Source organism: Clostridium paridis (genome assembly GCF_016765615.1).
Taxonomy (GTDB): Bacteria; Bacillota; Clostridia; order Clostridiales; family Clostridiaceae; genus Clostridium_T; species Clostridium_T paridis.
The window spans coordinates 213,969-232,708 of the sequence record NZ_JAESWA010000017.1 but is presented as its reverse complement, the minus strand read 5'-3'; the positions used below and the strand labels follow the sequence as shown (position 1 = coordinate 232,708).

At 29.8% G+C, this 18,740-nt stretch carries 18 protein-coding genes; 17 read left to right on the top strand and 1 reads right to left on the bottom strand.

The features are described from left to right. Positions 1–223: 223 nt before the first annotated feature. The 13 genes from spo0A (at position 224) to JK634_RS04195 (ending at position 12,757) form a co-directional block, all read left to right on the top strand. Complete coding sequence (gene spo0A / locus JK634_RS04255; protein ID WP_202766379.1) at positions 224–1,039, top strand: sporulation transcription factor Spo0A; 816 nt, start codon at positions 224–226, stop codon at positions 1,037–1,039. 418 nt (positions 1,040–1,457) lie between these two features. Next, positions 1,458–1,928, top strand: a complete 471-nt coding sequence (locus tag JK634_RS04250; RefSeq protein ID WP_202766378.1) for a hypothetical protein — start codon at positions 1,458–1,460, stop codon at positions 1,926–1,928. A 62-nt stretch (positions 1,929–1,990) separates the two neighbouring features. Beyond that, positions 1,991–2,209: a hypothetical protein gene (locus tag JK634_RS04245; protein ID WP_202766377.1), complete on the top strand. Its 219-nt coding sequence runs from the start codon at positions 1,991–1,993 to the stop codon at positions 2,207–2,209. 178 nt (positions 2,210–2,387) lie between these two features. Next, positions 2,388–2,912: an NUDIX hydrolase gene (locus tag JK634_RS04240; RefSeq protein ID WP_202766376.1), complete on the top strand. Its 525-nt coding sequence runs from the start codon at positions 2,388–2,390 to the stop codon at positions 2,910–2,912. A gap of 301 nt (positions 2,913–3,213) precedes the next feature. After that, positions 3,214–3,843 (top strand): stage II sporulation protein M, encoded by a 630-nt coding sequence (spoIIM, locus tag JK634_RS04235; protein ID WP_202766375.1) that lies wholly within the window; start codon positions 3,214–3,216, stop codon positions 3,841–3,843. Between the two features lie 143 nt (positions 3,844–3,986). Further along, positions 3,987–4,865: a tyrosine-type recombinase/integrase gene (locus JK634_RS04230; RefSeq protein ID WP_202766374.1), complete on the top strand. Its 879-nt coding sequence runs from the start codon at positions 3,987–3,989 to the stop codon at positions 4,863–4,865. 70 nt (positions 4,866–4,935) lie between these two features. Further along, positions 4,936–6,243, top strand: coding sequence for a pyrimidine-nucleoside phosphorylase (locus JK634_RS04225; protein WP_202766373.1), 1,308 nt, complete (start codon positions 4,936–4,938; stop codon positions 6,241–6,243). A 104-nt stretch (positions 6,244–6,347) separates the two neighbouring features. Then, on the top strand, positions 6,348–7,520 hold the full coding sequence (locus tag JK634_RS04220; RefSeq protein WP_202766372.1) for a D-alanyl-D-alanine carboxypeptidase family protein: 1,173 nt from the start codon (positions 6,348–6,350) through the stop codon (positions 7,518–7,520). Between the two features lie 197 nt (positions 7,521–7,717). Continuing rightward, positions 7,718–9,226 (top strand): carbohydrate-binding protein, encoded by a 1,509-nt coding sequence (locus JK634_RS04215; protein WP_202766371.1) that lies wholly within the window; start codon positions 7,718–7,720, stop codon positions 9,224–9,226. Positions 9,227–9,630: 404 nt separating this feature from the next. Continuing rightward, positions 9,631–10,059: a hypothetical protein gene (locus JK634_RS04210; RefSeq protein ID WP_202766370.1), complete on the top strand. Its 429-nt coding sequence runs from the start codon at positions 9,631–9,633 to the stop codon at positions 10,057–10,059. Positions 10,060–10,216: 157 nt separating this feature from the next. Further along, positions 10,217–10,876, top strand: a complete 660-nt coding sequence (locus JK634_RS04205; protein ID WP_202766369.1) for a manganese catalase family protein — start codon at positions 10,217–10,219, stop codon at positions 10,874–10,876. A 44-nt stretch (positions 10,877–10,920) separates the two neighbouring features. Next, entirely contained in the window at positions 10,921–11,076 is a 156-nt protein-coding gene (locus JK634_RS04200; RefSeq protein WP_202766368.1) for a lmo0937 family membrane protein, read from the top strand. 121 nt (positions 11,077–11,197) lie between these two features. Further along, complete coding sequence (locus JK634_RS04195; RefSeq protein ID WP_202766367.1) at positions 11,198–12,757, top strand: FAD-dependent oxidoreductase; 1,560 nt, start codon at positions 11,198–11,200, stop codon at positions 12,755–12,757. A 21-nt stretch (positions 12,758–12,778) separates the two neighbouring features. On the opposite strand, the gene JK634_RS04190 is transcribed toward JK634_RS04195, so the two are convergent. Beyond that, on the bottom strand, positions 12,779–14,017 hold the full coding sequence (locus tag JK634_RS04190; RefSeq protein WP_202766366.1) for an NAD(P)/FAD-dependent oxidoreductase: 1,239 nt from the start codon (positions 14,015–14,017) through the stop codon (positions 12,779–12,781). A 238-nt stretch (positions 14,018–14,255) separates the two neighbouring features. Here JK634_RS04190 and JK634_RS04185 point away from each other — a divergent pair, with 238 nt between their 5' ends. The 4 genes from JK634_RS04185 to JK634_RS04170 all read left to right on the top strand — a co-directional run bounded on the left by JK634_RS04185 (position 14,256) and on the right by JK634_RS04170 (position 18,722). Continuing rightward, positions 14,256–15,212: a methyl-accepting chemotaxis protein gene (locus JK634_RS04185; protein WP_202766365.1), complete on the top strand. Its 957-nt coding sequence runs from the start codon at positions 14,256–14,258 to the stop codon at positions 15,210–15,212. 10 nt (positions 15,213–15,222) lie between these two features. Continuing rightward, positions 15,223–15,777 carry a hemerythrin domain-containing protein gene (locus JK634_RS04180; protein ID WP_202766364.1) on the top strand — a complete coding sequence of 185 codons (555 nt, stop codon included), beginning with the start codon at positions 15,223–15,225 and terminating at the stop codon, positions 15,775–15,777. Between the two features lie 221 nt (positions 15,778–15,998). Continuing rightward, positions 15,999–17,627, top strand: coding sequence for an alpha-glucan family phosphorylase (gene glgP / locus JK634_RS04175; protein ID WP_202766363.1), 1,629 nt, complete (start codon positions 15,999–16,001; stop codon positions 17,625–17,627). Between the two features lie 129 nt (positions 17,628–17,756). Then, on the top strand, positions 17,757–18,722 hold the full coding sequence (locus tag JK634_RS04170) for a homocysteine S-methyltransferase family protein (protein WP_202766362.1): 966 nt from the start codon (positions 17,757–17,759) through the stop codon (positions 18,720–18,722). Positions 18,723–18,740: the final 18 nt, after the last annotated feature.

Here is an 18,740-nt window from a genome sequence, read left to right as displayed (position 1 = left end):
TACGTATGAACCTTTTATATTTCTGAAGAATATTTAATAGAGTAATTTGTACAATTTTTATAAAAATATAGTAATAATTTTTTAATATATGTTATAATTTAATTAAAACAGCAGTAATTCAATAAAAAAATAAATTTTTATTATAATTTAGAAGGAAACTAATAACCTTTGTCGAATAATATTAATGTAAAATTATGGTAGATAAATTGAAAGGAAGAATGTTATGCAAAACTCAAAAATATCAGTTTTAATAGCAGATGATAACAAAGAATTCTGTAATATTTTAAATGACTATCTATTAAACCAAAGGGATATTATTGTTACAGGTATCGCTAAAGATGGAATAGAGGCGTTAAAGTTGATCCAAGAAAAGAAGCCAGATTTGGTAGTTTTGGATATTATTATGCCTCATCTTGATGGACTTGGAGTATTAGAGAGATTAGGAGCAATGGATTTAGATCCAATGCCAAGAATTATTGTATTAAGCGCAGTTGGACAAGATAAGATAACTCAAAGAGCTATTACTTTAGGTGCAGATTACTATGTAGTAAAGCCTTTTGATATGGATGTTTTCACTAAGAGAATAAGACAAATGTTTAATAATACAATCTCAAGTGAAGATGTTAAAAAGAAGATGCCAGTAGCAGAATCTCAAGAAGTAAAATTAGAAACTAAAAAAGAACCAATTGATCTAGAAACAGAAATAACAAATATAATTCATGAAATAGGAGTTCCAGCTCATATTAAAGGATATATGTATTTAAGAGAAGCAATCACTATGGTTGTTAATGATATGGAATTATTATCTGCTGTGACAAAGGAATTATATCCATCTATTGCGAAGAAGTATAATACTACTGCTTCCAGGGTAGAAAGAGCAATAAGACATGCAATTGAAGTAGCTTGGGGAAGAGGTCAAGTAGATACAATTAACAAGCTATTTGGGTATACAATACACAACGACAAAGGTAAGCCAACAAATAGTGAATTTATAGCAATGGTAGCTGACAAGCTAAGACTTAAAAACAAAGTAAGTTAAAAAGTAATGCATAGCAATTTTTTAGAGGGTATGAGTGCTAGGATAAAAAGCAATAATTATTAAAATAAATCTAAATTTTGCAACATAATTTGAGAATATAAGAGAAAAAACATCCCTTGTTGTCTTAGTTAGTTATATAATTGATTAAGAAGATATGGGATGTTTTGTTATATGATAACAAAGAAAATGTAATAGCAGTGTTTAAAATATTACCTTTAAATGTAATTATTATTTTATTCATGTAAGTGAATTAATAAAAATGAGAAAAAATGTTGATGTTTTACCTTTTTAGCATTAAAATAAAATAGCTAAAATTAACAATGTATAGTTTATATGTGTATTTTTTATACAAAATATAGTTACAAATGATGTTTAAAATTACAACAGATAAAGTCAAAAGAATAAAGGTGGAGGAAATATGGCGTATAACGTAATTGATTTAATAGATAAAGCAATTGTAATTGATAAGAGAAGAATAAAAATGTACGAAAATATAGCTAACGAAAATGCTGATGTTCCTTCTATAAGAGTTATATCAAAGGTATTAATTAAACAAGTTAAAAAGACCATCGAGTATTATGAGGCTATTAAAGAGGAAGCTAAGAAATTGGAATTAGATGAAATCGATTTTTATGTTTATGACAAAATAGCTTTCATAATTAATGAATTCAGTAAAAAGCTTGATATGCCAGAAATTCACAATGTAAATGAATTTTTGGTATCTTCTCTTAATCTTAACAGAGATCTTAAAGCATTATTTATAGACGTTCAAGGAAGATTTGTAAAAAACGAAAAGGATGTAAAATCTGAAACATACAGAATATTGTCGTTAGCGATAAAAAATAAGGAGAAACAGATTAAGGCTTTAGAAGAGCTTATAAAACATTAAATTATAAAGATTGTTGATAAGATTAAGTGTATAATATATAAGTATAAAAGGGAGGGATTTTTATGGCTGTAAAATTAATAATGGACAGCGGTAAGGAATATGTTTTAAGTAATGAAAATATAACTGTATCTGATATTATAGATATTTGCTATGAAAAGGAAGAAGTTAAAGATGAAGCTGGAAATGTAATGTCAATTATTAAAGAAACTAATAAGTTTTTTAATATAGATATGAACACTGCGATTCATACTAGTCATATTTCTTCTATTGAACAACTATAGGGTTTTTTATAGGAAACTTAACTTATACTTGTTTGAAAATGTCGGCTTCTAGACATTTTCAGGCATGAATAAGTTAATAGTTGAACTTAAAACCCTATATAAGAAAAAATAATAGCATAAGTTAACGTTTTAATATTAATAAGAATAAAGTATTTGGATATAGTTAAGGAGAGAAGTTATGGATTTAATAGAAAAAACATTAAAAACTACATTAATACATAAGGGTAGCTTTTTAGTTTATGAAAATGTTGAAGTACTATTACCAGATGGAAATATTGCTACAAGAGATATTTTAAGACATCCAGGGGGAGTAGCTATCATAGCATTCACTGACGATAATAAAATTCTTTTAGTAGAGCAATATAGAAAACCATTAGATGAAATAACATTAGAAATTCCAGCAGGAAAAATTGATAAAGGTGAAGATCCTTTACATACCGCAAAAAGGGAACTTGAAGAAGAAACTGGATACAAGTCAGATAATATAGAATTTTTAGGGAAAATTGCAACAGCACCTGGTTTTTGTGATGAATATTTATATATATATTCAGCTAAAGAGTTAAGAAATGGAATTAAGCAAGGTGATGAAGATGAATTTATTAATGTTAAAGAGTATTCTTTAGAAGAGCTAAAAGATATGATAAAACAAGGAATAATTAAGGATGGTAAAACCTTAGCCGCATTATTATATACGATGATTTAACCTATTTTAAAATACAGACTCAAATTATGAGTCTGTATTTTTTTTTCTCTTTAGGAATTTATAATATTTTAAGGTTGTGATAAAAATATAAGTTTGAATTATAATCTAAGGATTCAATGGATACCCCTAAAGAGTAAAAAAAGAATTAGTCGCCTGCCAGTTTTTCCTCACATGCGGTTGGAAAGGCAGATGCGAGAAAAAAATCGACGGCTCATAATCGCCTTAGCGATTTTTTTATTATGTAGAGAATAAATCTTCATGAGTACTCATAAAAATAATTATGGTAACAAGGAGGGGTATGATGAGTGAAATAAAAAATTTAATGGAAGATAACATAAGGAATAATAAAGTTGCATATTTAGCAACCTTTCTATTTTTTTCAATTGGTGTAGTTTTAGGTGCCTATACTATTAAATACATGGGAGATAATAATACAACTGAATTAAATAAATATTTTTCAACATTTATATCTTCATTAGGAGATAAGTCAATTAATTATAATGAAATTTTTCTATCCTCATTTAAAAGCAATTTTACTTTGTTTGGAATAATTTTTATATCAGGAATATTTATATTAGGTTTTCCATTTTTATTATTAGCTAATCTGTGGAAAGGGTACACGGTAGGGTTTACATTTTCATTTCTATTAACTACCTATGAATATAAAGGTATTGGACTAGCTATTGGTGCAGTAATTCCCCAAAACATAATTATAGTGCCGGTAATGTTACTTTTTAGTTCTATATTCTTAAATATGTCTATAGGAAAGTTAATAGCTTTTAGGAATAAAAGTAAAAAAATATCTTTTGAAATAAGAGAGTTTGGGAATATATTGATAGTTTTTTCCATATTATTGGGTATAGGAATATTTATTGAAACTTTTGTCAGCCCTAATTTGATAAAACTTATTATTACCCAATTTTACAGTTAAAATATGTTTCAGGGTTTAAGTTGAAATATTAGTTTATGGCAACATAAAAATTTTCTAGCCCTCAATTTTTATGCAACATAGACCGAGATTTATAGCTAAAACTCTTAAGATCTTTAATTCAATCAATTTTATGGGAGAGTAAAATGAAGGAGATATTAAAAAAATATGAGGAATATTTACGGGAAAGTTCAAAAAGCAAGAATACTGTTTTAGCTTATGTAACAGATATTACCCTGTATAATAAATTCTTAAGAGACAGAAAGATTGAATTGTTAGATACAGATGAAAAAACTATAACTAATTATATTAATTTTTTGGTACAAGAAGGTAAAAGTGAGAGAAGTATAAATAGAATAATTATTTCTATAAGAAACTTTTACGGTTTTATGAAAAAGAGTTCATTGATTAAGGAAATACCAGAAATTAATTATAAAACAACAAATTTAACTAAAAGAATTCCAGAAATATTGACAGTTGAAGAAATTGATAGGATAATCAATATTGTAGAGAACGATAGTATTAAAGGTATTAGAGACAAGGCTCTCTTAGAAGTAATGTATGCAACTGGTATGAAGGTTAGTGAGTTAACTTCATTAAAGTTACAAGATATTAATATGGAACTCTCATATGTAAATTGTACAGATAATAGAAATACTGAGAGATTAATTCCGATAGGTTCATCTGCAGTAAAAGCATTAAAAGTTTATTTGGCTGAAAGAGATAGAATTAGTTATTTAAATTCTCCATATGTTTTCATTAATTTAAATGGGAATAAGCTTACAAGACAAGGTGTTTGGAGAATCGTAAAGTCATATTGTGAAAGAGCAGGGATAAGTAAAACAGTAAATTTAAATACTTTTAGACATTCCTTTGCAGTACATTTGTTGCAAAATGGTGCAAACGTAAGAGCGGTACAAAAACTTTTAGGCAATCAAGTATTAACTTATATGGATACCTATTATGAAATAATTAATTCTGATAGACTTAATATAATTTATAAAAGGTCACATCCAAGAGCATAAATGGGACATTTAATTTGTCCCTTTATTAGATAATAATATGTTAGCGATTACACATAAGGAGGAATTATATATGAGAATGTACGATATTATTCAAAAAAAGAGAAACGGAAATGAGCTTACGAAGGAGGAAATAGATTTTTTCGTAAATGGGTATACTGATGGAACAATTCCAGACTATCAGGTATCTGCATTACTTATGGCAATATATTTTCAGAAGATGAATAAAAGAGAGACAGCTGATTTAACAATGGCAATGGTAAATTCAGGAGACATTTTAGATCTTAATGCTATTGAAGGAATTAAGGTAGATAAGCATTCTACTGGAGGGGTTGGAGACACTACTACTATGGTATTAGGACCTCTTGTAGCTTCGTTAGGTATACCTGTAGCAAAGATGTCAGGAAGAGGTCTTGGACATACTGGTGGGACTATAGATAAGTTAGAATCCTTCCCGGGTTTTTCTATGGATTTAAGTAAAGATAAATTTATAGAAAATGTTAATAAACATAAAATTGCATTAGCAGCTCAAACAGGAAATTTAGCTCCAGCAGATAAAAAATTATATGCATTAAGAGATGTAACTGCTACTGTAGATAATGTTTCTCTTATTGCATCTAGTATAATGTCTAAGAAAATTGCAGCAGGTGCTGACGCAATTGTATTAGATGTCAAGGTTGGAGAAGGCGCTTTTATGAAGGATATTGAAAGTGCAAGATATTTAGCAAAAGAAATGGTTGAAATAGGAAAGAATGTAGGCAGAAAAACTGTAGCAATTATTTCAGATATGGATGAGCCACTTGGATATGGTATAGGTAATGCTCTTGAAGTAAAAGAGGCTATTGATACATTAAAAGGAAACGGTCCAAAGGATTTAGAAGAGTTATGTTTAACCTTAGGAAGTTATATGGTGGTTCTTGCAGGAAAAGCTAATACAGTTGACGAGGCAAAAGAACTGTTAATTAAAAATATTGAAAATGGTAAGGCTTTAGATAAATTTAAAGAATTTGTTGAAGCACAAGGAGGAGATTCTCTACTTATAGATAATCCAGAAAAACTACTTGATGCTAAATACATAATTCCTGTAGTGTCTAAAAAAGAAGGATATATAAATAAGATTCATGCAGAAAAAGTTGGATTAATTGCTATGGAATTAGGTGCTGGTAGGGCTACGAAAGAAGCAACTATTGATCTTTCAGTAGGAATAGTACTTCATAAGAAAAAAGGTGATTATGTAAGGAGTGGAGATATTTTAGCTGAAATCTACTCAAATGATAAATTAAAGGGTGATAAGGCTGTAGAAGACTTACTAAATAATTATGAAATTCAGCAAGGTGAAAATGTTTCAAAGACATTAATTTACGATGTGATTACAGAATAATATAATTTTTATATATTAAAAATAAAAAGGCTTTTATAGCCTTTTTATTTTTTGTATTATTATTTTTTTTTTGGTAAAAATACTTTTTGAAGGGAGGATTGCAAATGATAAAGTTCAATAATAAACTAATAGCAAAAATATTAATAGTAACAAGTATTTTTTCAATGATTGGTATTCCAGCTATGGCAGCAGAGCCGGAGTCAGGAATAAATGTTGAAGCAAAGAGTGCAATGCTTATCGAGCCAACTACAGGTAAAGTGATTTTTGAAAAAAATTCTCATGAAAAGTTTGCACCAGCATCAGTAACTAAAATAATGACTATGCTACTTGCTATGGAAGCTATTGATTCAGGTAAGATGAAATTATCAGATAAAATTACAGCTTCTGAAAATGCAAAGAAGATGGGTGGTAGCACAATGCTACTTGACACTGGCGAAGTAAGAACAGTTGAAGAAATTTTAAAAGGAATTGCAATTGCATCAGGAAACGATGCAGCAGTAGCTATGGCTGAATATCTTGCTGGTACAGAGGAAGCATTTGTGGGAAAAATGAATGAAAGAGCAAAAGAACTAGGTATGAAAGATACAACATTCAAAAATTGTACAGGATTACCAGCAGATGGTCACATGACAACAGCAAACGATATTTCAATTATGTCTATGGAATTATTAAAACATCCAACAATTTTAAAATACTCTGGAATATATATGGAGACAATATCAGAGGGAAGAAAAAGCCCAATTGAACTAGTTAATCATAATAAACTAGTAAGATTTTTTAAAGGTTGTGATGGATTAAAAACTGGATATACAGCAGAAGCAAAATATTGTATATCAGCAACTGCATCTCGAGAAGGAGTAAGAATGCTTGCAGTAATTATGGGAGCACCTACTTTTAAAATAAGAAATAGAGATGCTTCAATGTTATTAAATTTTGGCTTTTCAAAATTTGAGGGTAAGAAGGTCCTTGATAAAGATGGAGATGTAGTGAAGGTTCCATTAAATAAAGCAGGAGACAAATTCTTTATTGCAAAAGCTAAAGCTGACTTAATTGTTGTACTACCAAGAGGAGTTAATGAGAAATTAGAACAAAAAATTGTACTAGATGAAAGTAAGAAATCATATGAAAAAGGAGAAACCATAGGAAATTGTGAATATTATCTTGGAAATGAAAAAGTAGGAACTGTAGAGATATATTCTGATAGGGATGTTAAAAAAGGTGGATTCTTTGATAATCTAAAATATAATTTCAAAAACTTATTTAAGGGTGGAGTTTAAAAATGGAGATCCTAAGCTTTTATAAAGGCTTAGGGTCTTATTTTATTGAATAAATTTAATGATAAATTAAATAGTTTTAAAAAATAACATCAACATATTGTAATTTATGTATAATTATGGTACATTGTACTCGATGGGATAGTAATAATTGGAGCTTATAATATTTACATAAATAAAATGAAAGGAGTTTGATTAAAATGAAAAAAGGTCTTAAACTACTATTCCCCATGATGTTAGCGATAGTACTGCTATTTACTATTATACCTGGCTATAGTACTGTTGCAGCCACTTCTCTTAATACTAGACTCTTAGTTGGTTACTGGCATAACTTTGATAATGGTACAGGGATAATAAACCTTAGAAATGTATCTACAAAATGGGATGTTATCAATGTAGCATTTGGAGAATCAGGAGGAGATAGATGCACAATGCAATTTTCTCCAGTTACTGGGTCAGATGCAGATTTTAAGTCTGACATTGCTTATCTAAACAGCTTAGGTAAAAAAGTTGTTCTTTCTATTGGAGGGCAAAATGGAGTTGTTATTTTACCTGACAGTGCTTCTAAACAAAAATTCGTAAACTCTATGATTTCAATTATTGACAAGTATGGGTTTAATGGTATTGATATTGATCTTGAATCTGGTATCGCATTAAACGGAGGAGATAATGATTTTAAAAATCCAACTACTCCTCAAATATTAAATCTAATATCAGCAATTAGAGAAATTAGTGATCATTATGGTTCTAATTTCATAGTTAGTATGGCTCCTGAAACTGCATACGTGCAAGGTGGATATACAGCCTATGGGAATATATGGGGAGCATACTTGCCAATTATTTACGGAATTAGGGACAAGCTTACCTACATTCATGTTCAGCATTATAATGCAGGTAGTGGAGCAGCTCTTGACGGTAGAACTTATACTCAAGGGACAGCTGATTATGAAGTTGCCATGGCAGAGATGTTACTTCATGGATTTCCTATAGCAGGAAGTTCAAGTAATATATTTCCTGCACTTAGACAAGATCAAGTTATGATTGGTCTTCCAGCATGCGCTGCAGCAGCTCCAAGTGGAGGATATATAAGCCCAACTGAAATGAAAAAAGCACTAGATTATATAATCAAGGGTGTTTCATATGGAGGATCCTATAAACTTGTTAATTCAAGTGGATATCCTGGATTTAGAGGACTAATGTCTTGGTCAGTGAATTGGGATGCAAAAAATAATTATGAATTCACAAATAACTATAGAGCATATTTTGATGGTGTAAACCCACCACCTGTAACTACTATTCCAGCAGTACCAACAGGTTTATCAGGAACTTCAGTTAGCTCATCGCAAATAAATGTAAGTTGGAATCTTGTTTCGAACGCAACTAGCTATGACATTAGCATAGATGGTAATATAATTACTAATGTAACCAGCCCATATCAAAATAAAAATTTAGCAGCAGTTTCAACTCATACTTATATGGTAAGAGCAGTGAATTCTGCAGGTGCAAGTGCGTGGTCATCATCAATTTCAGTTAAAACTCAAGAAGGCAATACAAATCCAGGTGGTGTACTAGCATGGGCTCCAAATACAGTATATAAGGCTGGAGATTTAGTAACTTATAGTGGAATAGCCTATGTTTGTTTACAAGGTCATACATCTCTAGTAGGCTGGGAACCACCAAATGTTCCAGCTCTTTGGAAAGCACAATAAATTTAAAAGTCCAGCAAGTTTATTTGCTGGACTTTAGTTCGCACTTGAGTAGTAATGCAAATTATACGTTTTTTGAATTAAGCTTATAATATATATTTAAGAATGGCGGCTAAAATGTAGTCAAAAATTCCTTCCTATTCCTGTTGTTGAGTGAGAGAGTGTTCTTTTTCTTTACAATTTAAAATACATGGTAACATAACAGAATGGGTTTCTTTAATCAGAGTATCATCTAAATCAAAACAAACAAGTTTTGTAATTGGTACTAGTCCATATATTTGACAGTGCCATAATTATGTAAAAATAAAATTGCTTGTGAATTATACATAATTAGCTTTAAGATTTTTATGGATATATAAGAATAAATAATTTGAAATTTACGCAAATTATTATTGGAGGTGATATATATGGATGCAAATAATGAGTTATTAAATTATATTTATCAAAATGCCGAGATGGGTGAAAGTACAATAAAACAATTAATTCCTATGGTTGACGATCAGACTTTTAAAAATAATCTGCAATCACAATTAAATGAGTATAAAACAATTTTTGATATGGCAGATAAGAAACTTAAAGAGCTTAATCGTGAGTCAAAAGGAATTGGAACATTAACGAAGGTTTCTACATACATAATGATTAATATAAATACACTTGTTAACAAAACACCATCTCATATCTCAGAGATGTTAATTAGAGGTAGTACAATGGGGATTATAGATATAACAAAGAAAATTAAAGCATATGAAAATCAAGATAAACAAATTCTTGATATTGCAAATAAATTATTAAAATTTGAAGAGAGAAATGTTAATGAATTAAAAGGATTTCTATAAAGTCAAATATTATGGCAAAAATAAAGAAAAAGTTTATTATATATATCTCACATTTATTCAGCTAGTAGTACTGCTAGCTGTTTTCTTTTATATGCATATATTATTGAAAAATAGAAAAACTAATATGGAATAAAGATTACGGTTGGGAGGTGTATAGATGTTTAAGCATGAAAAGAACTTGTTAAGAGACGTTAGAGTAGAGAAACCAAATCCTCAATATGCAGTATTAATGCAGGAACAATTAGGCGGTGCAAATGGGGAATTAAAAGCTGCTTTACAATATATCTCACAAAGCTTTAGAGTGAAAGATCAAGCAATTAAAGATTTATTTTTAGATATAGGAGCAGAAGAATTAAGTCATATGGAAATGGTATCTCAAACAATTAATTTATTAAATGGGCATGATGTTAACTACAATGGTGTAGAGGTTGGGGAAATTCAATCACATGTATTATCAGGCTTATCTCCTGTATTAATAAATTCTTCAGGTGCTCCATGGACAGCTAACTATGTATCAGTTACAGGAGACTTAGTAGCTGATTTACTCTCTAACATAGCATCAGAACAAAGAGCAAAGGTAGTTTATGAATATTTATATAGACAGATAAATGATAAATATGTTAAAGAAACTATAGATTTTCTATTGAATCGTGAAGAGGCACATAACGCCTTGTTTAGAGAAGCATTAAATAGGGTAAAAGATACAGGTTCAAATAAAGATTTTGGTGTTACTGAAGATTCTAAGCTTTATTTTGACTTATCAAAACCTGGAAAATATTTTGAATCTCCGGAAGCAAAAAAACCTGAATTCGTATAATAAATTAATTACATAAAATTTACATAAGTGAAAGGGTGAATAGAATGACACTATTAAGATGGTTAGGTGCTATTGTTGTTGCAGTATGGCTTTTAGGTTTTATCTTTAGAATTGGAGGAGTACTCATACATTGGTTACTTCTAGCAGCTGCAATTGTATTTATAGTAGATTTATTTGTTGGAAGAAAAGAAAAATTATGATTTATAACTGAAAGACTTACTTTTTAAAGTGAGTCTTTTTTTATTTAATTTGCTATTATAATATGAATAATTTGGCAACAGGTTCAAATACTAACATCGTAATAGTGAAAGGAGGAAAATCATGAATAACACAATTAATGATTCGAGTTTACTTGAAGGAATAAATTCTTATTGGATTGATTCAACGCGAAAAACTAACTATGACGAAATAAAAGAAGATGTTAGGGTTGATGTCGCCATTATAGGTGGAGGAATAGTGGGTATTACTTCAGCTTATATTCTTAAAAAACAGGGGTTTAAGGTGGCAGTTATAGAGGCTAGTAGAATTGGAACAGGAACTACAGGTCATACTACAGCAAAAGTTACTTCACAGCATAATCTAATATATTGTAAGATAATTAATTCCATGGGAGTAGAAAAGGCAAGGCAATATGCAGAAGCCAATGAATCCTCTATTGATTTTGTAGAAAGTATTAAAAATGAACTTAATATAGATTGTGATTTTGAAAGAGCACCATCTTATGTGTATACAAATGATGAAAGCTATATTAATAAAATAGAAAAAGAAGTAGAAGCTGCATCAAGACTTGGAATAAAAGCAAAATACACAGAAGAATTACCTTTAAATTATAAAATAAAAGCAGCTGTAGTTTTTGAAAATCAAGCTCAATTTCATCCTAGAAAATATTTGTTGCCTATGGCAGAAAAGATACCAGGAGATGGAAGTTATATATTCGAAAATACCGAGGCATGTGAACTTGAAGAAGGAAATCATATAAAAATATTAACTAGAAATGGTAAGAAGGTTACAGCTCCGAAAGTTATAATAGCGTCTCATTTCCCATTTTATGATGGATTAGGTTTATATTTTGCAAGGCTCAGACCTGAAAGATCTTATATAGTAGGAACGAGAATAAATGAGAAATTCCCCAATGCAATGTTTATAAATGCAGAAAAACCAACACGTTCTTTAAGAGCGCAAAGGGATAAAGAAAAACAACTAATTTTAGTTGGGGGAGAAAGTCATAAAGTAGCACATGGAGAGGATTTTAAGAAGCACTATGACAACTTAAAAGAGTTTGCAAAGTCTATCTTCGATGTAGAAGATTTCCCTTACCAGTGGTCAACTCAGGATTATATAACAATTGATGATGTACCATACGTTGGAAGGCTTACAATGACAAAAGAAAATATTTACGTTGCAACAGGGTTTGGGAAATGGGGCATGACTAATGGAACTACAGCAGCAAGAATAATAACTGATATGGTACTTGATAAAAAGAATCCTTGGAAAGATGTATATAATCCATCAAGAGCTTTTACAATGAAAGCGTATAAAAATCTAATCGTTGAGAACTTTGATGTTGCCAAAGAACTTATTGCAGGGAAGATAAAACAAGGTGAGGATGGATTAAAACTTGAATGTGGTGAAGGAAAAATTGTTGAACTAGATAATAATAAATACGGGGCGTATAAGGATATGGAAGGCAATATACATATAGTAAATATAACTTGTACTCATGTTGGATGCGAATTAAAATGGAATGATGCTGAGCACTCATGGGATTGCCCATGTCATGGATCAAGATTTTCTTATGATGGTGAAATTTTGGAAGGTCCAGCAACACATAAGTTGATGCACTATAAAGAAGGGAAAAATACAATAGATCCTAATTTGTAAAATACAAATACCTGCATATGTTTACAATGCAGGTATTTTACTATTTATTCTATTTTTAATTATATCAATAAGCTCATGAACTGAAATATTATTAAATTTATTAAGTTCAACTTCTATATCATTTTCAATAAATTTTTTTATGGTTAAAAAGGTCTTAAGGTCGCCAATAATTATAGCTCCAGTAATATGATTATTTTGAAGAAGAACTTTATAGTATCTATTTTTGCTAGCATCAGTCTCAACTAAGATAAGACTATCAGATTTTTCTTCTACATCTCCAATTGAATATAAAGACATATTAAATGTATCTAGGGAAGTTATTGGAATAGGGAGCTGAAATACTGTATTTTCATTACATATGTTAAGTCCAGCAACCTTCCCTTGTTTAGTGGAAATATCCCAAAGTCCGTAAATCCTATTATTATATTCACAAATATCGCCAGCAGCGTATATATTGCCAAAAGAAGTTTGCATTTTCTCATTAACTATAATGCCTTTATTTATTTTTATATTTGTATTTTGAATAATGTCTATATTAGGTAAAATTCCAATTGAGTAAATCACCATATCACAATAGGCCTTTATCCCTGATTTTGTTACATATCCTTTGACTCTATCTTCTCCAAGTATTTCATCTATTTCAGTTGAAAGCATAACATTAACACCATTGTTCTCCAAAGTTCTCTTAAGTTTTTCTGAAGCAAATATGTCAAGCTGCCTAGGCATTAGTCTAGGGGCAAGTTCAAGAATTGTAACTTTTTTTCCGAAATTACTTAAAGCAGTAGACATTTCAAGGTTTTGAATTCCACCTCCAATTAATAAAATGGAGTCACTTTTTTTAATAAAATCGATGATTTTATATGCATTATTTAGGTTTCTTAATGTAAACACCCCTAATTTATGTATTCCTCGAACTTTAGGTATTATGTTATCTGCACCAGTAGCCAAGAGTAATTTTGAATAAGAAACAGTATTTTCATTATTAAGAATGATTTCATCATTCTCCGGAGATAATTTTATTACTTTTGAATTTAAATGAAGCTCTACATTATTATTTTCATACCAATCTTTTTTTTGTATTAATATTTCATCTTCATTTAAGTTATCTAAGAGTTTTTTAGATATTTTGGGACGATAATATGGGAAATAAGCTTCATCACTGTATACATGGATCTCATTATTAGAATCAATAGAGCGTATTGCTTTAATAGCTGAGACTGAAGCAGCACCACAACCGACTATAACAATTTTTTCTTTCAAGGAAATCACCTCTTATTTAAGAAATCTACTATAGTATTCCAATTTTTATATAGAGATTATGCATAATAATTAGAAAAATATAGAATATCTAGTCAAGGTTATGTAACTATGGTTACATATTAAATAAGAAAAATTTGTTATTATTAAACTAAAGTGTGATATGAATCATATTAATTCATGACCTTAAGAATTTATAATTAATTTATATAAATAAGATTTAGGTATTTGGAGGCAACGAATGTTAAATTTTAAAAAGAGAAATACTGAACCAGTATATCTAGCTAAAGAACAAGATACAATAAAAAATGAAACAAAGATAAATGAAGAAGCGATTGAATTTATAGATTCAGTTAATAATCTAATTTCAAAGACTGTGGATCAACATCATATAGTAAATAAACAACATGATGGACTTGCAGAACTTGCAAGTGATATTAAAATACATATGAATAGAATATCCAATCTAACAGTTACAACTAATGAATCAACTGATAAATTATATTTGGAAAGCAAAAATCTCGATACGCTTACTAAAGATACAGTGAATAAATCTAATGAAGGTAAGCAAACTATTGAGGAAATGGCTAAGATAATTAAATCTCTTGAATTTGAAAATAGAAAGAGCATGGAGAGTATAAATGAGCTAGTTGTTAAGTTTGGAAAAGTAAATGAGGTAGTAGGCCTAATTACAAGTATAGCTACACAAACGAATTTGTTAGCATTAAATGCAGCAATAGAAGCAGCTAGAGCAGGAGAACAAGGAAAAGGGTTTGCAGTTGTTGCGGGTGAAGTAAGAAAGTTAGCTGAAATGACGAAAACAAGTATTACAGATATTTCAAGCTTAATTGAGAGCATTGAAGCTGAAACGAGAATAGTGCTAGATAACTCAAATAAATCAAATGAAGCGATAGAGATGGGAGTAAAGGCATCAGAAAAAGCTGTAAACAAAATTGAAGAAAGCTTAATTGCAGTTACAAAGGTGGATAGTGAAGTTAAAGAAGTAATGGAAACATTAATAGTTCAAAAGAAGCATATAGAAAATATGAGCTCAGAGATAAGTGATGTAGATGAGATACTTAAAGTAACAGCAGATACAATTATTGACCATATAAACGAAGCTAGTATAGTTGATAAACAACTAGCAGAAACAAAGGAAAAGGTAGGGTTCTACGGTTTAAAAATAAAAAATATTTAGGAGGTTAACTATGGATGCAATTAGTTTAATGGTAGATGAACATAAATATATTAAAAGAATGCTTGTTGTAGTTAGAAGGGTTTGCTTTAGAATTTTACAAGGTGAGGACATATCATATGACGACTTTTCTAAGATAATTGATTTTGTAAGAAATTACGCTGATAATCATCATCATGGTAAAGAGGAAAAGATTCTTTTCAATAGAATGGTAAGTGAAATTGGAGGAGTAGCTGATAAATTAGTTAATCAAGGTATGCTCGTAGAACATGACTTAGGAAGGCTACATATGAGAGAACTAGAGCTTGCTTTAGATAGGGTTAAAGCTGGTGATGAGGAGAGCAAACTAGATGTAATTGCTAATGCAATATCCTATACTCACTTGCTAACAAGACACATTGAAAAGGAAGATAATACAGTATATACATTTGCTCAAAGGAAATTATCAAAAGAATCATTAGAACAAATAAATAAGGAATGCGAAGATTTTGAAAATAAAGCTATAGAAGATGAAGTTAGTAAACTATATATACATATTTTAGAAAGCTTGGAGGCAAAATATCTTTAGTTAATTTTAGTAGACCTATTCTTAGGTCTACTTTTTTATGCTTTAATTACAACGCAATACACTTAATTTTGTGGGAACTTACAAAATTAATATATAAAGGAAAAAAATGATTTAGCTTATAAAATAACATGTTATAATATGGCTGTAGAAACAATTGTAAAGGGGTAAGCTTATTCATAACAATATAATATTATTTCATAGTTTTGAGAGGTGGTTATTTTATGAAGAAATTGCCTAGTGTTGCATATTTTTGTATGGAATATGCTCTAGATACTGAAATGAGAACCTATGCAGGGGGATTAGGTATTCTTGCTGGAGATTATTTAAAGGGAGCAAAAGAATATAATTACCCTATTGCTGGGATAGGAATCAATTGGAAACAAGGGTATTCGGATCAGGTTATAGGAGCCGATAATAAACCTTATGATGCTTATCATAATTATAAGTATGATTTTTTGAAGGATACTGGAGTTAAAGTTACTGTGAAAATACGCCAAAGAGATGTTGTATGTAAGGTGTGGTTAGTTGATAAATATGATAATGCACCTATATATTTATTAGATACTGATTTACCAGAGAATGAAGATGCGTGGATAACAGGACAACTATATGGCTGGTTTGGTGAAGAAAGAATAGCACAAGAGATGGTGCTAGGAATAGGTGGAGTTAAAGCCTTAAGGGCTTTAGGAATAGAAACAGATATATATCATTTTAATGAGGGACATGCACTTTTTGCTGGATTTGAATTAATAAGAGAGAAAATGGATCGTGGACTAACTTTTAAGGATGCACTAAAAAAGACAAAAGAAGAGATAGTATTTACAACACATACACCTATAATTCAAGGAAATGAATCTCATTATATAGATAGATTAATGTATATGGGTGCTAACTGTGGATTAACTATAGAACAATTAATAGAGATTGGTGGTTCACCTTTTAATATGACAGTAGGAGGATTAAGACTATCAAAAATATCTAATGGAGTAGCTCAGCTTCACAAAGACACAGCAAATAAGATGTGGAAGAATGTAGAAGGAAAATCAGATATAATCGGAATAACAAACGCTATTCATTTAAAGACTTGGGTAGATGAGAGAATGCTTAAGGCAGCAGAAGATTTTAATATAGATGAAGATAGCAAAAATAATATATGGAATGCGCATATGTTTAATAAAGAAGCGTTAATAGAATTTGTATATGAAAGAAATGGAGTTAAATTAGATAAGGATAAGTTACTAATTGGATTCTCAAGGAGAGCAGCACCATATAAAAGAAGTAACTTGATTTTTTCTGATAAAGAAATAATTGAGCCATTATTAAAAGCAGGGAAGATACAAATTGTCTTCTCAGGTAAAGCACATCCATTAGATGATACGGGTAAAGAAATAGTAGAGAATATAGTTAAAATGTCAAAGATTTATCCAAATTCTGTGGTATTTCTAGAAAATTACGACATGACTATAGGTAAAATGCTAACTAGAGGTTCTGATATATGGCTTAATAATCCAAGGAGACCATTAGAAGCAAGCGGAACTTCTGGTATGAAGGCAGCAATGAATGGAGTAATTAATTGTTCAATATTGGATGGATGGTGGCCAGAAGCCTGTGAAGATGGTGTTAATGGTTGGCAGTTTGGAGATGGCTTTGAGAGTGAGGATTTTAAAGAACTAGATGAGCATGACAAAGATGCTTTATATAAGGTTTTACTTGAAAAGGTTATTCCTACTTATTATGATAATAGAGAAAAATGGATTAATATGATGGTAGCCAGCATTAATAGTACTAAGAAATATTTTTCTGTAGAGAGAATGCTTAAAGAATACTATGAACTAATGTATCAAAAATAAATGTTAAAGTCTAGCTTTTATGCTAGACTTTTTTACTGTTAATGATTTTCATAATATAGTATTATAGTAATATATTTACATGTGAATTAACATAGGCTATATTTATACATATTTTAGGGGGCGAAAAATATGAATAATGAAATAAGTAATCATAATACATTTCTTTCATCTTTTTATAAATATAAATATATACTTACTGAAGGGGCTATTGTTGAGAGATTAAAGAAAGAATACAATATTAAACTAAATGAAGAAATCATGCATGCAGGGTTAATTTATAATGATAAAAAAGCCACTGTTCTTAGAAATATATATATGGAGTATATAGAGACTTCAGAGAAATATGAGTTACCAATTATGCTTATGACACCCACCAGAAGAGCTAATAAGACGAGAATATCAAATTCATCTTATTATGATAAAAATGTTATAAAGGATAATGTTGATTTTCTAAAAGACATTAGAGAAAAGTATCCTTCGCATAAAAATAAAATATATATCGGAGGGCTAATGGGGTGCAAAGGTGATGCATACAATTATGAAGAAGCACTATCAGAAGAAGAAAGTTATAGATTTCATCATTGGCAAGCAAAAGAGTTTGAGTCATCAAAAGTTGATTATTTGTTTGCAGGTATAATGCCAGAAATTTTTGAGGCGACTGGGATGGCAAAAGCAATGGAAAGCACAAATATACCTTATATTATTAGCTTTATGATAAGAAGAAATGGGGCATTATTAGATGGAACAACTATTAATGATGCTATTAGTGCTATTGATTTAGCAACAGATAGAAAACCACTTGGATATATGGTTAATTGTGTACACCCTAATATACTTAGTGAAGCCTTGTTAGAAGATGCAAATAGGACAAATCTTGTTAAAGAACGTTTCTTAGGTATTCAAGCAAATGCATCTCCTCTTGAACCTGAAGAGCTAGATAACCTAACTACAATAAAATCAGATTCTCCAATAGATTTAACATTAAGTATAGAAAAGCTTCATAATAAAGATAAAATAAAAATTATTGGTGGATGCTGTGGAACGGATAATAGGCATATAGAGGAATTTGCTAGAAAAATAAAGAAATGGATGTAATTTATTAACATAAAATTA

Coding starts and splice junctions, on each gene's coding strand:
- spo0A (WP_202766379.1), top strand. CDS start 224: ATGCAAAACTCAAAAATATCAGTTTTAATAGCAGATGATAACAAAGAA.
- JK634_RS04250 (WP_202766378.1), top strand. CDS start 1,458: ATGGCGTATAACGTAATTGATTTAATAGATAAAGCAATTGTAATTGAT.
- JK634_RS04245 (WP_202766377.1), top strand. CDS start 1,991: ATGGCTGTAAAATTAATAATGGACAGCGGTAAGGAATATGTTTTAAGT.
- JK634_RS04240 (WP_202766376.1), top strand. CDS start 2,388: ATGGATTTAATAGAAAAAACATTAAAAACTACATTAATACATAAGGGT.
- spoIIM (WP_202766375.1), top strand. CDS start 3,214: ATGAGTGAAATAAAAAATTTAATGGAAGATAACATAAGGAATAATAAA.
- JK634_RS04230 (WP_202766374.1), top strand. CDS start 3,987: ATGAAGGAGATATTAAAAAAATATGAGGAATATTTACGGGAAAGTTCA.
- JK634_RS04225 (WP_202766373.1), top strand. CDS start 4,936: ATGAGAATGTACGATATTATTCAAAAAAAGAGAAACGGAAATGAGCTT.
- JK634_RS04220 (WP_202766372.1), top strand. CDS start 6,348: ATGATAAAGTTCAATAATAAACTAATAGCAAAAATATTAATAGTAACA.
- JK634_RS04215 (WP_202766371.1), top strand. CDS start 7,718: ATGAAAAAAGGTCTTAAACTACTATTCCCCATGATGTTAGCGATAGTA.
- JK634_RS04210 (WP_202766370.1), top strand. CDS start 9,631: ATGGATGCAAATAATGAGTTATTAAATTATATTTATCAAAATGCCGAG.
- JK634_RS04205 (WP_202766369.1), top strand. CDS start 10,217: ATGTTTAAGCATGAAAAGAACTTGTTAAGAGACGTTAGAGTAGAGAAA.
- JK634_RS04200 (WP_202766368.1), top strand. CDS start 10,921: ATGACACTATTAAGATGGTTAGGTGCTATTGTTGTTGCAGTATGGCTT.
- JK634_RS04195 (WP_202766367.1), top strand. CDS start 11,198: ATGAATAACACAATTAATGATTCGAGTTTACTTGAAGGAATAAATTCT.
- JK634_RS04185 (WP_202766365.1), top strand. CDS start 14,256: ATGTTAAATTTTAAAAAGAGAAATACTGAACCAGTATATCTAGCTAAA.
- JK634_RS04180 (WP_202766364.1), top strand. CDS start 15,223: ATGGATGCAATTAGTTTAATGGTAGATGAACATAAATATATTAAAAGA.
- glgP (WP_202766363.1), top strand. CDS start 15,999: ATGAAGAAATTGCCTAGTGTTGCATATTTTTGTATGGAATATGCTCTA.
- JK634_RS04170 (WP_202766362.1), top strand. CDS start 17,757: ATGAATAATGAAATAAGTAATCATAATACATTTCTTTCATCTTTTTAT.